The following is a 14,397-nucleotide window of genomic DNA, read 5'->3' on the forward strand; positions in this document are numbered from 1 at the left end:
TTCAGGCCAAAGCCTTGCGTGTTTCAGTGTTCCGGATAGGCTCCGGCAACATTCTGGTCAAAATCAACAAGCGATCCGGTCATGACACCCGCCGCATCGCTTAAAATATAACTGGCCAGCCCTGCGACATGGTCGGGCTTCACAAGCATCTTGAAGGGCTGCTGTGCTTCGGCCTTTTCCAACCAGTCGTCACCGGCGTTCTGGAATTTCTTTTGGACGGCATCCTCTCCGGGGGTATCCATCCATCCGCAGTTTATTCCGTTCACACGAATACGATGGTTGCGCAGTGCATTGGCAGCATTTTTAGTGACGTTGGCCAGTGCCGCTTTGGACGCCGAATAGGGCGCCAAAAACGATTGACCGCAATGGGTGACCATAGACAGGATGTTCAAGATTGCGGCAGGCTCTCCTGCTGCGATAGCAAGTTGCGACACACGCTGGATCGCAAAGAATGGCGACCTGAGGTTAGCTGATATCATGCGGTCGAACGCTTCGGGCGTTGTGTCCAGCACCGAACCTCTGGCAGTCATTGCACCCGCATTAACAAGGGCCGTGATCCTGCCCATTCGATGGGCCGCCTTATCCACGAGCGATAGAATGCTGTCTGTGTCTTCCAGATCGGCAGCCATGAAACTGGCACCGATCTGAAGTGCCGCCGCTTCACCGCGCACTGGATCACGGCCCGCAATCACGATACGGCGGCAGCCTTCTGCGACCAGTCGTTTTGCGATCGCAAGCCCAAGTCCCTGCGTCCCGCCAATGACCAGCGCGGCAGTATCGGAATGAATGCCATTTTTCATGCTGCGTCTTCAAATCCAGCTTGGGTCTTGGCACCTGTGATATAGCCCACGACATCTTCGCCCGTTACATCGTCGTTCTTGATGTCGAGGTCGGCACAGATGCGTCCGCGCCGGAAGACGACCACACGGTCTACCAGATCAAAGACCTGACGCATGTTATGGCTGACAAGGATTAATGGCTCGCCTGCTTCTTTGAGGGTGCGAATGATGTTTTCGACCTGTGCTGTTTCCTGAACACCCAAAGCTGCCGTCGGTTCATCCATGATTGTCAACTTGGAATGGAATGTAGCGGTGCGCGCGATTGCGACGCATTGCCGCTGACCACCAGACATATTGCGGATCGGGTTGCGGACATTGGGGATTTTCACGCCCGTCTTTTCCAGACCCGCCATGGTTGCCTGATGCATCGCCTTGTAGTCAAGCAAACGGAACGGCCCCAGGAAATTCCATTTTGTCAATTCACGGCCCAGAAACAGGTTATCGGGCACGTCCAGATCGTCAGCCAACGCAAGTGTCTGAAACACGGTTTCTATGCCGGCTTCGCGGGCGTCTAACGGCCCTACAAAGTTCACTGGTTTGCCATCAAAGATCACATCGCCGCGTGTCCGCTGTTCGACGCCGGTAATTTGCCGCACGAACGTCGATTTGCCCGCACCATTGTCGCCCATGATCGCAATATGTTCACCCTTGCGCAGCTTGAAGTTCGCGCCTTCCAGGGCGTGAACGCCGCCGTAATGCTTAGTCAAATTGCGGGTTTCGAGGATATAGTCGTTGCTCATGATATGTTCCTTTCAGCCGGCTGTCGCACGTTGCTGACGATACTGATCCAAGACCACCGCGCCGATGATGATCGCGCCCATCGCCATCAACTGGTAAAAGGCATCGAGCTTGATAAACGTGAAGCCAGACTGGATCACACCGAACACCATTGCCCCCAGCACGGTGCCGATCATCGAACCGCGCCCACCTTTCAGGCTGACTCCACCGATGACGGCCATCGCAATTGCATAGAGTTCGTAAAACTGCCCCATTCCAGCTTGTGCGGTAAGATTTTTGGATGACAACACGATCGCTGCAAAGGCGGCAAACATGGAAGCGATCATATAGACCAGAATCTTGTGCCGCCTGACGTTGATACCGGACATTCGTGCTGCGTCCTCGTTCGAACCGATCGCATAAGTATGCTTGCCATAGACGGTAAACTTCATGATCAGACCCAGCAGAATGGCCAGCATTGCAAACCAGACGACCGGCATCATGCCCGACCCGATGGCGGCGAATGCGTCCGTTGGAAAAGAAACCGGCTGCCCTTTGGTCCACCATTGCGAAATACCGCGACAGATCAGGAACATGCCCAGCGTCGCGATAAAGGGTGGAATTCGCGTAAACGCGATCAAAAACCCGTTGATGCCGCCGATGAAGGCCCCAAAGACCAGACCGACCATGATTGGTACGATAACAGGCAAATCGAATGACCATGCGCCAAAAACAGCCTTGGGGTTCAACTGGCCGTTCACCAGTTCGGTCTGGGCAAAGGACATCACGATCATCGCCGTCGCCCCAACGAGCGGGCCGGACGACAGGTCAATCCCGCCGGAGATAATGACTTGGGTCACACCCAGCGCGATAATGCCGATGATGGCCACTTGCAGAATGATAATCTTGATCCGCGCGATATTCATGATGGTGCCGTCGCGGCTGGTGTTGAAATCAAAAAGCATGCTTTGGCCGTTCATGTAGGGCAAAATTTGCCCAAGAGCCTCAAAAGCCAGAATGATCAAAATCAGCGCGATAAAGACGTTTGCCTCGTTCGGCCAAGCGCGTTTGGTTTTGTCGTAGGTCAGCCCGCCGATACCATGTGATAGCTTATCTACCATGTTCCCCTCCTCAGGCGCTCACCCCACGGTGATCTTTTTCATGTCCCGAAGCGGCGCAACACAGGCGCCGCTTCGGTCTGACTTAGTCAGTCAGCTTAGTTTGCGGAAAGATAGTCGGCGATATTGGCAGGCGTCACCAACTCAAACGGAATATAGACCTTCTGTTCAACGTCTTCGCCATTCGCAAGCGCGATAGCGGCATTCAGTGCGCCCGAACCCTGACCGGCAGCGTTCTGGAAAACAGTCACATCCAGATCGCCAGCCTGCATTGCAGCCAAAGCGTCCTGTGTCGCATCAACACCACCGACCACGACATCAGCCATGTCGATACCTGCAGCCTTCATCGCCTGAATTGCTCCCAGTGCCATTTCATCGTTATTCGCGATGACGGCGTGGAACTCTTCACCTGAAGACAACCAGTTGGTCATCAGCGAGTTTGCCTGTTCGCGCGACCAGTTCGCAGTCTGTTGGTCAATCACTTCAATAAAGTTGCACATGTCGATGCCAAGGATATCCTCGACGTCTTTTGTCCGTTGGACGGCGGCCTGGTTGGAAAGCTCGCCCATCATTACATAGGCCTTTGCGCCGCCGCCAAGACCCTGTGCGCGCAACATCTTGCATATCTCAAAAGTTTCCAGCGTACCGGATTCAATCTCGTTGGATGCCACGAATGCCTGATTGTCTGGTAGTGTATCAACGTTGACGGGCTGGCGGTTCACAAAGACAAGTGGAACACCGGCAGCAGCCGCTGCATCTGTCATCGCCTGCGTTGCCGACGTATCGACAGGGTTGACGATGATTGCATCGACGCCGGATGCGACGAAGTTATTGATCTGGTCAAGCTGACGGGCAACGTCGTTCTGTGCGTCCTCGATCTGGACGTCCACCCCGTCCATGCCATCGGCCATTTCCTGAATGCCATTGCGCAGAACGGTCAGAAAATTGTCATCGAATAGCGCCATGGAAACCCCGATATTTTCGGCCATAGCGGTTGTGGACAGCATCGAAGCGAGGCCTGCGGCCATAAGAGTCTTTTTCATTGGGTTCCTCCCGTTAATGGTGTCCGGCGCACCGTTCCTCCTGCCGGAACCCCTGTCTGGGGCAATCAATCCCCAGACTCAGGCGCCTTCCCGCTTGAGCTGTGAGGCAATGAATTCAAATGACCGTTTGATCGCGGTGTAGGGATCAGTCAGCGCATGGGTCTGAGGCGAAAAACATTCGTACGAGACTGGCCCGTCGTAGCCCGCCGCCAACAATGCCTGAATTTGCGCCACATTTCCCAACCGGTCGTCAGCATCGACCAGAACACGGTGTTCGTCTTCCATCTGGTCGATGCCCAACGATGGATCAACGACACCCGAAATGTGCACGATCCCAGTATACTCGGGGAAAATCGCTCCACCATCGGCCAGCGTATGATGAAAGGTGTCGTGGACCAGCTTGAAATAGGCCGTGCCGTCAATTCCATCGATCACGTCAACCAACTCCGACTTGGACCGCAGTGAAGAGCGCCCAAAACCCAGCGGTTCGATCAATGCGACAAGGTCTGCGTCCTTTAGCATTGGCAAGATACCTTTCAACGCGACCCGCACCTTTGCCTGACGTTCGCCGTTGCCCAAACCGGTCCCATCGTTGCGTGGGATCAGACTGATGGTTTCAGCCCCGGCTGCTTTGGCGGTGTCGATCAACGCACGGACAGCGGCCTCGCGCGCGTCATCCCAGCTGTTGAACGGATAGACCTGACTTAGCCCGACTAGGCGCAGGCCTTTGTCTGCGGCCATTTTCCCGGCGCTGGTTGCATCCAACCCGTCAAAAAGCGTGCGGGTAATGTCGTTACGCACTTCTACGCCGACGCAACCAAGCTGCGCTGCAAGGTCAAGAAATTCTACATACGACAGGTTGGGCGTCGTCATGTGATTGAGTGCGGTCTGCATTGTTATCCCCCAAGGCAAACATGACGTAATCACGTTGTCTGCCGTATAAAGCTGGTGGGAACCTGCGCCTCAACCTAAGATTCGGTCAATAGATCGTGTCTCATTTTATGTCATTCATGACGTGACTTTAGTCACATAATGACGCTTTTACATCATTATAGGATCTCCGGCAAAATCAACTTTGGCTCCAGAAAGTACTGGCTAGATGCGCCTTCCACGCCCTTTGAACTAGATTCCACCATCTGGTCAACGAGTGCGGCACACAACTCTGGCAAAGGAGTAGCGATCGCCATAACTGCATAACCGTCGATCAGCGCACTCCGACTTTCCGCTGTCAATTCGTTTACGACAAGCGCAACATGAGGTATGTCATGGACTTCGCGCAGCGCAGCGATGGCCCCCTCCATACCCCCTCCCGCAACATAGATGCCTTTCAGGTCGGGGTGCCTATGCAGCAGGTCGAGTGTCGCTTCATACGTCACCTGCCTCGTCTCAAGGTTTACAAGCGTATCAAGCACCGTAAAACCACGATCAACCTCACGGACCAATGATCGAAAGCCGACTTCACGTAGGTCATGGCCATGCCATCGATTGCCCCCGACGAAGATCGCGAGCTTACCAGGCTGGTGGACCGTCTTGGTGATCATCCATGCAGCGGTACGGCCAATCTTCATGTTATTAAGGCCTATATACCCCTTCCTGATCCCTTGGGCAAAATCATTCAGTACCGAAACCACGACTACGCCTTCATCCCGCAGCCTTTGCACAACCGGGTCAAGCCGCTTATCATTAACGGCTGTACAGGCAATTGCATGACACCGCCGACCAAGATCTTGTAGCAACTGTGCGAATTCGTCGGGTGACTGTGAGGACGAAAAACGGATGTCCACGATTATTCTGTAATCGGGCCGTCCGGATACCTCTTTTTCAATTTGCAGGGCGAAGTTTTTGTAAAACTCCTGAGATTTCTTCAGAAGGATAAAACCAAGGCGAACTTCCGGGACCGAAGTCTTCAACTTGTCCTGGATGATGCCCTTACCATGGTAGCCTACCCTGTTGGCGGCCTCCGCGATCTTGCGCATCGTCTCTTCGCGCACGAGCGTTCGACCATTGATGACGCGATCTACCGTCGTAGCGCTCACGCCAGCTTCGCGGGCGACATCTTTGATTGTTGGTCGTCTTGCCATAAAATCCATAATGACGGTATTTCATCATAGTAGCAAAAGAAATCACATCTGCATCTGGATGATTGGGCGGTTCTCGAAGAGTCCTCTTGTGTCCGGACGGTTAGTGCCGCTACTCTTAAGCAGGCGCTGTCGAAGAACCGACTTTTTGCAACCTCTTTGCCTGTCGGGGGTGAGCACATGCGTATCAGCCTCGACCAAGAAGCCCGCAGAGCCACAAGCGCCACCAAAGTTTCGATCCATTCGGCTTAACTAGCACGAACGCATAATCGCGGCCCCCAAGATCGGCCTCGTCTTGTCGTTCCTGTTCAATGTCCTCAAGGTATTTGAAGAAAAGAATCCAAGATGTTTGCTCGGCGTACTCAAGGTTGGACGCCAGCCGCTTTTCATTGCGATGCTCGCGGTCGATGTTGTTGAAGGCGCTTTCAAACACCTTGGTTTCCTTTGATTTTCAGCAAGGGCAAGTCGTGCCTATCCGAGGAACAATGCCAATCAGCCAGAGCGTGGTGATTTAATCAACACCCCCTGTTGTTCAGTAGAAATCGGGCAGTAGGCGCTGATTGTCGTGATCACACTTGTGTGCCCGATGTTTTGTGAGAACGCTTTGAACGCTTCGCGGCTGGGGTACACTGTGTCCGCCCACTTGACCAAGGTCTTGCGAAATGCGTGCGGCGTGAATTGAGGCAAATCGGCACGGGTGAAGGCTTCTTTGATCACCGCCCGGATGGCATTGGCATTCTTGTAGGTTTTGCGGCTAAACCCAACCACCTTAAATGTACCGTCGACGGGTTTGATTTTTGCGGGTGGGAATAATGGGTCGTCTGGTCCAAAGAGCGCAGCCGTTCTGAGATACGTCATCCAAGCCGTAAAGCATTCAAGATATGCGGCGTCAACAGGCAAGAAGTAGGTCGTAATAGTCTTGGAGTTCTTGGTCTTCACCTCCCGGGCATCCTGATAAACGCAACCATCGATCATGTTGATATGTTTGACACGCAATGAAGCCACTGCCCCATCACGCGCGCCAGTCAGCATCAAGAAAGCAAAAAGTGCTTTGTTGCGCTGGGCGATCTCGGTATCCACGGGCATGTAGGAGAAAGCATGGCGGGCCATCTCCAAGGATGGATAGGGCGTTTCCCGCACTGCACTGGCTACCCGCGCACCTTTCGCATCCATGTTGAAGTAGTCGGCGTCAGAGTGACGGATGCGGCTTTTATAGCCCTGCTGATCTGCAAGCCAAAAGATGAATCCTTTGTTCGCAGCCAAGACGCTGCGGATCGTGGATTTCGACAACGGCTTGCCTGTCGCTTTGTTCACATCGCTGTTTAACCGCTCCTGGAACTTGATCGCCTGTTCAATGCGAAAGCGTTTAAAGCTGGCGTAACCCGTGGTCGCTTCAAATCTCAAAATGCCTTCAGCGGCCTTAAGAACCGTAGACGGGTCTTTGCGCTTTGCCACTTTGAGATATTGCAGATAGCGGCGCTTGATCCGCTCGTTTTCTTCGTTGATTTTGCGCATGTGTCGGCACTCCTTCGCAATTATAAATTTAGGCGGGGGCTGGTGGTATCAATTAGGGGTCGCTGTCAGCGCCTTTCGCGAAGTGGAAGGTTTCGGCGAAAGTGTCACTCGCAGTATTTGAAATTATGCGGGTGGAGACAGCCCCACATCGACTGCACTCACCTTTCAGACGGGTTGTATTGGCCGTGTTCGGGGAAGCCTCGACGGCAAAACCGACTGGGTTGCGCCCTACCCTACATGAGAGGCAATACAACTCGTCTGGTGCCAGTGGCGACTTTGTCGCGCGATATTTTGCCCGCAGAAAATCACGCAACGCCGCGCCCGAAATCAAACACGGTTTTTGCGATGCCATGACGGGCAAACCATCCTTGATCCAGTTGCGGATCGTGGCAGGGGATTTACCTAACGCTTTGGCGGCCTCGCTTATCTCGTAGGTCAAAGCCGCCTTGACTGCCATTGGGTTGGCGCGCTTACCCATCCATCTGGCTTTCAAACAGCGCGCGAATGTCTTCAACTTTCCAGACGGTAGTGCGGGGGCCTAACTTTTGGGGCTGTGGAAAGCGCCCATCTTTGACGCCTTGCCACCATGTCGATTTGGATACTGGGATCGGGCCAACGGGGTACAATATTTGCGAAAGGCGAATGAACCCAGTATCGGGAAACTTTTGTTGGTGTGACATGATGCAACCTCGTCTGTTGAAACTCCAACAAGGCTGACACCGTTTGATCAGGTTTAGGGCTAGTCAAGCGAACGCTTAAGCTATCAACTTAACACACTGATACTTAATAATTATTGCAGAGTTACTCGCATAACGATTAACTTGGATCTTCCATTTGCGGTTCACCTGCGCGAAGAAATTTCAAAATCGTATCATTGCTGACCGTAAGTCCAGCTTTGTCGCAAGCATCAAGAATATCTTTTGTAGTCTTGCTTCGAACTTCGTTTGGCACATGCCCATATGCGTCAATGGCAATAGCCGTAATAATCTTAGCAGCAGTACGGAACTGACGTGGCTGCATCGCCCGCTCCGAACTTCCTGTTGGGGGCATTTCAGTGGGGCCTGCTCGATCTTGCCCAACACGGATCGCAGCAGCTTCAACCATTTCATGAAAGCCAGTGTGCCATTTCAGCCCAACGCGCGATGCCCAATCGCAAAATTCCACGGCCTTGACGTGGTTTCTCTGCGCCTGTGGAAATGCACGAATGATTAACGCCCGACGTCGTTCTATTTCTGCTAGCGGAAAAGCAGGGGCTTTAGCCAGCCTCCGAAGTTCCTTTTCTGTCGATCCACTTCGCGGACTTAAACCAGTAGAGAGCCAAACAAGTTCATCCAGAGAGAACTTATCGAACTTGCCCCAATAATCAAAATCAGCAAACATCTCGGGCCGAAGGCCAAGTGCCCACAGTGCGAACTCTTGATTCCTTGAATTGAGCAACTCTGCTGGCGCAGTTCTTGCAAGTTTGCGAAACTTGGCGTCGTCTCTAGGGTCAGGACCCATTAAATGCCTTGATGCTGGTTTGTCGTCATGATTCACGACCACCAATGATTTGGGGGTACGATGAGCAATCTTTACTGGCTGACAGAAGATCAGATGGTGCGGCTACGGTCGTATTTCCCAAAGAGCCGAGGTAAGCCGCGCGTCGATGACAGGCGTGTTTTGAGCGGCATTATCTTCATCAATCGCAATGGGTTACGCTGGTGTGATGCGCCCGTTGCGTATGGGCCACCCAAGACGCTTTATAATCGCTGGAAACGTTGGAGCGATGCAGGTGTATTCGCTCGGATAATGACAGGCTTGGCAGCGGAGGCACCCGACAATAAGACCATCTCGATCGACGCGACTTACCTCAAAGCACACCGCACGGCCTCAAGCCTGCGGCTTAAAAAGGGGGGCGTGGACGCCTAATCGGTGAGACAAAGGGCGGCATGAACACAAAATTGCATGCTGTCACTGACACCAGCGGCCGCCCAATCCGTTTCTTCATCACGGCTGGTCAGGTCAGCGATTATACCGGTGCCATGGCTTTGCTCAGCAGTCTACCGGATGCTGAATGGCTATTGGCGGATCGGGGTTATGATGCAGATTGGTTCCGGGAAGCCTTAGCAGACAGAGGGACTCGTCCCTGCATCCCAGGTCGAAAGTCACGCAACAAGGTCGTCAGATACGACAAGCGTCGCTACAAACGCCGGAACCGCATCGAGCGCATGTTTGGCAGGCTCAAAGACTGGAGACGCGTCTCAACCCGCTATGATCGTTGCCCCAAGGTCTTCCTATCGGCAATCGCTCTCGCCGCAACCGTCATATTCTGGTTATGAGTCCTGACCCTAATCATGTTAGCCTGATCGGCATCGTCCAATTCTTGGTCCGGGCCACCAACAAGTCTGGCAACTCTGTCTTCCGAGAGCAGGCCAACTTCCTTCTCGACAAGATCTTTGAATACAATAATTTTTAAAATTCGTTCGGCGAAATGGTCGCCAAGCGATAACAGGTTCACATCGCCTGCATCCAAGAGCCACTCGGCAAAATAGAGCGAATAGAGTTTCCTAAGGTTTGTATCGGGCATAAATGAAATCTCTTGGGCAATATCGACTCACATTGCCTGTAGGTTTTCTAAATATCCAGCCCACCAATTGGCCAAACGCACCCTCTCTTCCCAATGCTCCCCTCTCGCATAGGCGCGCCGAACTTCGTTCTTCTCAACGTGAGCCAGTGCGCGTTCGATTGCATCGGGGTTCCAAAGCCCACTTTCATTGGCAAGGGTCGAGAAGGACGCACGAAAACCATGCGCGGTCATCTCATCGCCAGAATATCCCATCCGACGCAGCGCCGCATTAAGGGTGTTCTCAGACATGGGCCGCTTCCACGTTCGCAGGGATGGAAACAAATACTCTCCGTTGCCATTCATCCGGCGCAGTTGGTCCAGCAATGCAATTGCTTGATCCGGCAGTGGTACAATATGATCCCTCCGCATCTTCATCCTGTCAGCGGGGATAGACCAAACCTTCTTCACGAAGTCGATCTCTGACCACTTTGCGTGGCGTATCTCGCCGGGACGCTGAGCAACCATAGCCAGTAGTTTGAGTGCGATGCGAGTTGTCGCCTGCCCTTCAAAGACATCGATCTCGTTCATCAACCGACCTAGCGCCTGCGGGTCAATGATCGCCGCGCGATGCTTTCGCGTCGGACGGATCAATGCATCCCGCAATGCGTAAGTTGGGTCGGTTTCGGCAATGCCGCTTGCAACTGCATACCGAAAGATAGAGCCAATCCGCGATCTTAATCTGTGCGCTGTCTCGTAGTGGCCTTTGGCCTCAACTTTTCGAAGCGTCTTTAGAATCATAGGCGCAGTGATCTCAATGATCGGTTTGCGACCAAAGTCGCGGGACGCCAATTGGAGGTGATACTCCGTCTTGGAGAGCGTTGCTGCGGATTTCCCTTCCTTCCGCTGCTTGGCGAAGAACTCGGCGCCCAACTTCTCAAAGGTCTGGTCATTCACTTCGCGACGCTGCCGTTTTTCTTGTTGCTTTGCTTCGCTTGGGTCGATCCCTGCCGCAACATTAGCTCTCGCGCCGTCCTTGGTCTTGCGAGCCTGTGCTAAGCTGATGTTGGGGTACACTCCAATTGAAAGCAGCCGTTCTTTACCATCCATTCGGTATTTGAACTGCCAAAGCTTCGAGCCATTCGGCTTAACCAGCACGAACAACCCTTCGAAATCAGAAACTTTATAGGCTTTCTCGCGCGGCTTTAGGTTTCGCACCTGAATATCAGATAATGGCATCGCTGGGGGTATCACCTTTCCGGACCAAACCCGACACCCCCGCAAACACCCCCAATTCGGGGGTATCTTGTCAAACGCTATGGCACGGCGTTGGACAAAGAGACATCGTAAAACCCTTATAATTCAGGGTTATTTGGATGTCACCGGATAAATTTGGATGATAAAATGGTGCCCCCACACGGACTCGAACCGCGGACCTACTGATTACAAATCAGTTGCTCTACCAGCTGAGCTATAGGGGCACTGGTGCGGGGCATCGCCCGATGGCGGGCGTATAGCAGGGACAAATGCTCTCTGGCAATGCCGATCTGACAGAAAAGCGTAAAATATGTGCGCGGTCGATTTAACGGTTGGCGCGGGCCAGCAGGACCACCGCGGCCAGCCCCACCAGCGTGATCATCAAGGCAGCGGGTGCGGCCTCTGAGAGGTTCTCCAGCACCGCTTTGGCGTGGACCCGCGTCGCCAGTGTTTCATAGTTGAAAGGCCGCAACAGCAAGGTTGCAGGCAGTTCCTTGACGATATCCACAAACACCAGCAACAGCGCCGACCCAAGCGAAGCACGCACCAGCGGCAGATGCACGGCACGCAGCGTCCCGCCCGCCGTCCGCCCCAGCGACCGGGCCGCCATCGGCAGGCTGGGTGACACCCGCCCCAATGCCGCGTCAGCCGCCCCTTGGGCAATCGCAAAGAACCGCACGACATAGGCCAACACCAAGGCCGCCGCTGACCCGGTGAATATCAAGCCTGGGTCGCTGAACCCTGCTGCCACGATCCCATCGGCCAGCCTGTTGTCAAACGCGGCCAAGGGCACCAAAATCCCCAGACCCAGCACCGCACCGGGTGCTGCATAGCCGATGGCCGTCACCGGCATCAGCAGCGCAGGCAACCGGTACCGCGACATCCGCACGCCGTATACCATGAACACCCCGCCAACGACGGTCACCACCGCCGCAATCCCGCCAACTGTGACCGTGTGCAGGGCCGCGCGGCGCAGGCCAGGGGCAAGCCACATATCGGCGTTGAGCGCGTGGCTCGTGATCACCGCCAAAGGCAACACGAAGCCCATCAGCACCGGAAACAGGCACAGCACCGTGACGGTCCAAGCCTTCCAGCCTGCCAATGGTTCCGGTGCGACAGGGCGCGCGCCACGGGCCGAACCAAAAAACCGTATCTTGCGGCGGCTGAGCTTTTCAGCCAGCACAAGGATCACGATCACAGCCAGCATCGTGCTGGCGAGCTGGGCTGCACCGCCCAGATTGCCCGCCTGAAGCCAGACCGAAAAGATGCCGGTCGTCAGGGTCTGCACCGCGAAATAATCTACCGTGCCGTAATCATTGACGGTTTCCATCATCACAATGGCGACAGCGGCCGCGATGGCGGGGCGCGCCAGCGGCAGCCCCACCCGCAAGAACCGGCCCCAGGCCCCTGCCCCCAGCGCGCGCGCAACCTCGAACGCCGCGCCCGATTGTTCACGAAACGCCGCCCGCGCCAGCAGATAGACATAAGGATACAGGGCCGCGCTCAACACCACGATCGCGGCCTCGCGGGTGCGGATCGCGGGGAACCAGTAATCACGCGGGCTGGTCCAGCCAAAGGCGTCGCGCAGCCCGGTCTGCACCGGACCTGCATATTCCAGAAAATCGACCAGCGCATAGGCGCCAACATAGGCCGGCACCGCCAGCGGCATCAGCAAGGCCCATTGCAGCACCGCGCGCCCCGGAAACCGGTACATCACCACCAGCCAGGCTGTACTTGTCCCCACCACCGCCGTGATCGTGCCCACGCTGAGCATCAACACGAAGGTATTGGACAGATAGCGCGGCAGCGTCGTGTTGATCAGATGTGGCCAGATGTTTTCAGTGGGCGTCAGCGCGAACCAGACCACCGCAAGGATCGGCATCATCACCATGGCGGCGATCACCAAGGCCCCGACCGACCAAGGGTCGATCCGGCGTCGCCTTGGACGGGGCAAGGAAATCTGACTTATTTGATCGGACATGAAAACCGGCTTAGTCGAAACCGGTTTGGCTGTCCAGAATGCGCCTGATACTGTAAAGCAGAACAAAATACGGGGACCGCCTATGCAGATTGCTTTTCATATCGGCGCGCATTGCACCGACGAGGACCGTTTGCTGAAATCGATTCTCAAGAATGCCCAAATATTGTCACAGCAGGGCATTGCCGTGCCCGGCCCCGGCAAGTACCGCAGCCTGATCCGAGAGGCGATCCAAGGGCTGGCTGGCAACGATCTGCACCCTGACACGCGCGATATTCTGCTCGATACCATCACCGATACCGAGGATCTGCGACGATTGGTCCTGAGCAACGAGAACTTTCTTTGCGTACCGCAGCGGATTTATGAACATGGCGTGTTCTATCCGCAGGCGGAAACCAAGACCCGCGGCCTGCACCGGCTGTTCCCCGACGACGAGATCAGCCTGTTTTTGGCTATCCGTAATCCGGCAGGTTTCCTACAGGACACGCTGCGCCGGATCGAGCAGACCAGCATTGACGCGAATCTTGGCCTGCTGGAACCCGAAGACATCCGCTGGTCAGACGTGATCCGCCGCATCAAACAAGCCGCACCGGACACGCCGCTGACGGTCTGGTGCAACGAGGATTCGCCGCTGATCTGGGATCAGCTGATCCGCCGCCTGTCAGGGATCGACGCGCAAAGCCCGATCGTGGGTGCAACCGACCTGCTGGCTGCCGTGCTGGACCCCGAAGGTCTGTCGATCCTGTCGGATAGCCTTGCCAAAGCACCGTTTGACAGTGACACCGACAGGCACGACATGATCGCCGCGATCTGGGCCGAACATGCGCTCCCTGATGCGGTTGAACAGGATCTCGACCTGCCCGAACTGGATGCCGCCACCGTGGACCATCTGACAACGCTTTATGAACGCGACCTTGACGTGATCGACGCGATGCCAGGGGTTGATCTGGTGTTGCCGTTCCGGTGACCGGTCAGGACATGCCCAGCGCGGACATGTAAAGATCCATCACCGCTTCTTCTTCGGCCAGATCATTGGCGTCACGCTTGCGGATGGCGATGATCTTGCGCAGGACCTTGGTGTCGTAACCGCGGCCTTTGGCTTCGGCCATCACCTCTTTCTGGGCATCTGCGATGTCTTTTTTCTCGGCTTCCAGCCGTTCGAACCGTTCGATGAACTGGCGCAGTTCTTCGGCGGCAACAGATGAAGTCGTGTCGATGACGGAATCGTTCATGGCGCTCTCCTCGCGGGGTTGCGGTTTCCTAGCCGCTGGCCTGTGGACCCGCAACCCTTGCGCGGCCTCGGCCTGCGC

At 55.1% G+C, this 14,397-nt stretch carries 17 protein-coding genes and 1 tRNA gene; 2 read left to right on the forward strand and 16 right to left on the reverse strand.

Going from position 1 to position 14,397, the window contains the following annotated elements; translation table 11 throughout:
* Positions 1-23 precede the first annotated feature (23 nt).
* The 11 genes from ACPF9B_RS07945 to ACPF9B_RS07995 all read right to left on the reverse strand — a co-directional run bounded on the left by ACPF9B_RS07945 (position 24) and on the right by ACPF9B_RS07995 (position 8,846).
* Complete coding sequence (locus ACPF9B_RS07945; protein ID WP_424176574.1) at positions 24-800, reverse strand: SDR family oxidoreductase; 777 nt, start codon at positions 798-800, stop codon at positions 24-26.
* Complete coding sequence (locus ACPF9B_RS07950) at positions 797-1,579, reverse strand: ATP-binding cassette domain-containing protein (RefSeq protein ID WP_007204418.1); 783 nt, start codon at positions 1,577-1,579, stop codon at positions 797-799. Before ACPF9B_RS07950 ends, ACPF9B_RS07945 begins: the two co-directional genes overlap by 4 nt.
* A 12-nt stretch (positions 1,580-1,591) precedes the next feature.
* Complete coding sequence (locus tag ACPF9B_RS07955; protein WP_007204417.1) at positions 1,592-2,677, reverse strand: ABC transporter permease; 1,086 nt, start codon at positions 2,675-2,677, stop codon at positions 1,592-1,594.
* A 95-nt stretch (positions 2,678-2,772) separates the two neighbouring features.
* A complete protein-coding gene (locus tag ACPF9B_RS07960; RefSeq protein ID WP_040482751.1) occupies positions 2,773-3,717 on the reverse strand; it encodes a substrate-binding domain-containing protein in 945 nt (314 codons plus the stop codon).
* Between the two features lie 78 nt (positions 3,718-3,795).
* Positions 3,796-4,611 (reverse strand): TIM barrel protein, encoded by an 816-nt coding sequence (locus ACPF9B_RS07965; RefSeq protein WP_424176577.1) that lies wholly within the window; start codon positions 4,609-4,611, stop codon positions 3,796-3,798.
* Positions 4,612-4,766: 155 nt separating this feature from the next.
* Positions 4,767-5,807 (reverse strand): LacI family DNA-binding transcriptional regulator, encoded by a 1,041-nt coding sequence (locus ACPF9B_RS07970; RefSeq protein WP_424176579.1) that lies wholly within the window; start codon positions 5,805-5,807, stop codon positions 4,767-4,769.
* A 175-nt stretch (positions 5,808-5,982) separates the two neighbouring features.
* Positions 5,983-6,228 (reverse strand): hypothetical protein, encoded by a 246-nt coding sequence (locus tag ACPF9B_RS07975; protein WP_424176581.1) that lies wholly within the window; start codon positions 6,226-6,228, stop codon positions 5,983-5,985.
* Between the two features lie 59 nt (positions 6,229-6,287).
* Positions 6,288-7,310, reverse strand: coding sequence for a site-specific integrase (locus ACPF9B_RS07980; RefSeq protein ID WP_007204412.1), 1,023 nt, complete (start codon positions 7,308-7,310; stop codon positions 6,288-6,290).
* Between the two features lie 52 nt (positions 7,311-7,362).
* The gene (locus ACPF9B_RS07985) at positions 7,363-7,788 is read right to left on the reverse strand and encodes a helix-turn-helix domain-containing protein (RefSeq protein ID WP_424176583.1); all 426 of its coding nucleotides are present in this window, start codon (positions 7,786-7,788) and stop codon (positions 7,363-7,365) included.
* The gene (locus ACPF9B_RS07990; RefSeq protein ID WP_007204411.1) at positions 7,781-7,990 is read right to left on the reverse strand and encodes a helix-turn-helix transcriptional regulator; all 210 of its coding nucleotides are present in this window, start codon (positions 7,988-7,990) and stop codon (positions 7,781-7,783) included. The genes ACPF9B_RS07985 and ACPF9B_RS07990 overlap by 8 nt, the downstream gene beginning before the upstream one ends.
* Positions 7,991-8,126: 136 nt before the next feature.
* Complete coding sequence (locus ACPF9B_RS07995) at positions 8,127-8,846, reverse strand: hypothetical protein (protein WP_424176585.1); 720 nt, start codon at positions 8,844-8,846, stop codon at positions 8,127-8,129.
* Between the two features lie 24 nt (positions 8,847-8,870).
* Here ACPF9B_RS07995 and ACPF9B_RS08000 point away from each other — a divergent pair.
* A protein-coding gene (locus ACPF9B_RS08000; protein WP_424176587.1) for an IS5 family transposase occupies positions 8,871-9,628 on the forward strand; the annotation gives its coding sequence in 2 pieces (ribosomal slippage) (positions 8,871-9,195 and positions 9,195-9,628; 759 coding nt in all).
* Here the strand turns inward: ACPF9B_RS08000 and ACPF9B_RS08005 are convergent.
* From ACPF9B_RS08005 to ACPF9B_RS08020, 4 genes are all read right to left on the reverse strand, one after another.
* Positions 9,559-9,876, reverse strand: a complete 318-nt coding sequence (locus tag ACPF9B_RS08005; protein ID WP_424176589.1) for a hypothetical protein — start codon at positions 9,874-9,876, stop codon at positions 9,559-9,561. The two genes, ACPF9B_RS08000 and ACPF9B_RS08005, sit on opposite strands and share 70 nt — an antisense overlap.
* Before the next feature lie 27 nt (positions 9,877-9,903).
* Entirely contained in the window at positions 9,904-11,091 is a 1,188-nt protein-coding gene (locus ACPF9B_RS08010; protein WP_007204409.1) for a tyrosine-type recombinase/integrase, read from the reverse strand.
* Positions 11,092-11,257: 166 nt separating this feature from the next.
* Positions 11,258-11,333, reverse strand: a tRNA-Thr gene (locus ACPF9B_RS08015).
* Positions 11,334-11,434: 101 nt separating this feature from the next.
* Positions 11,435-13,090, reverse strand: a complete 1,656-nt coding sequence (locus tag ACPF9B_RS08020) for an ABC transporter permease (RefSeq protein WP_424176592.1) — start codon at positions 13,088-13,090, stop codon at positions 11,435-11,437.
* Between the two features lie 82 nt (positions 13,091-13,172).
* On the opposite strand from ACPF9B_RS08020, the gene ACPF9B_RS08025 reads away from it, so the two are divergent.
* A complete protein-coding gene (locus ACPF9B_RS08025; RefSeq protein ID WP_424176594.1) occupies positions 13,173-14,054 on the forward strand; it encodes a hypothetical protein in 882 nt (293 codons plus the stop codon).
* A 4-nt stretch (positions 14,055-14,058) separates the two neighbouring features.
* Here ACPF9B_RS08025 and ACPF9B_RS08030 read toward each other — a convergent pair whose 3' ends face one another.
* Entirely contained in the window at positions 14,059-14,319 is a 261-nt protein-coding gene (locus tag ACPF9B_RS08030; RefSeq protein WP_007204406.1) for a DUF2312 domain-containing protein, read from the reverse strand.
* Positions 14,320-14,397: the final 78 nt, after the last annotated feature.

Origin of the sequence: Yoonia sp. TsM2_T14_4 (assembly GCF_049602355.1) — a bacterium.
GTDB lineage: Bacteria > Pseudomonadota > Alphaproteobacteria > Rhodobacterales > Rhodobacteraceae > Yoonia > Yoonia vestfoldensis_A.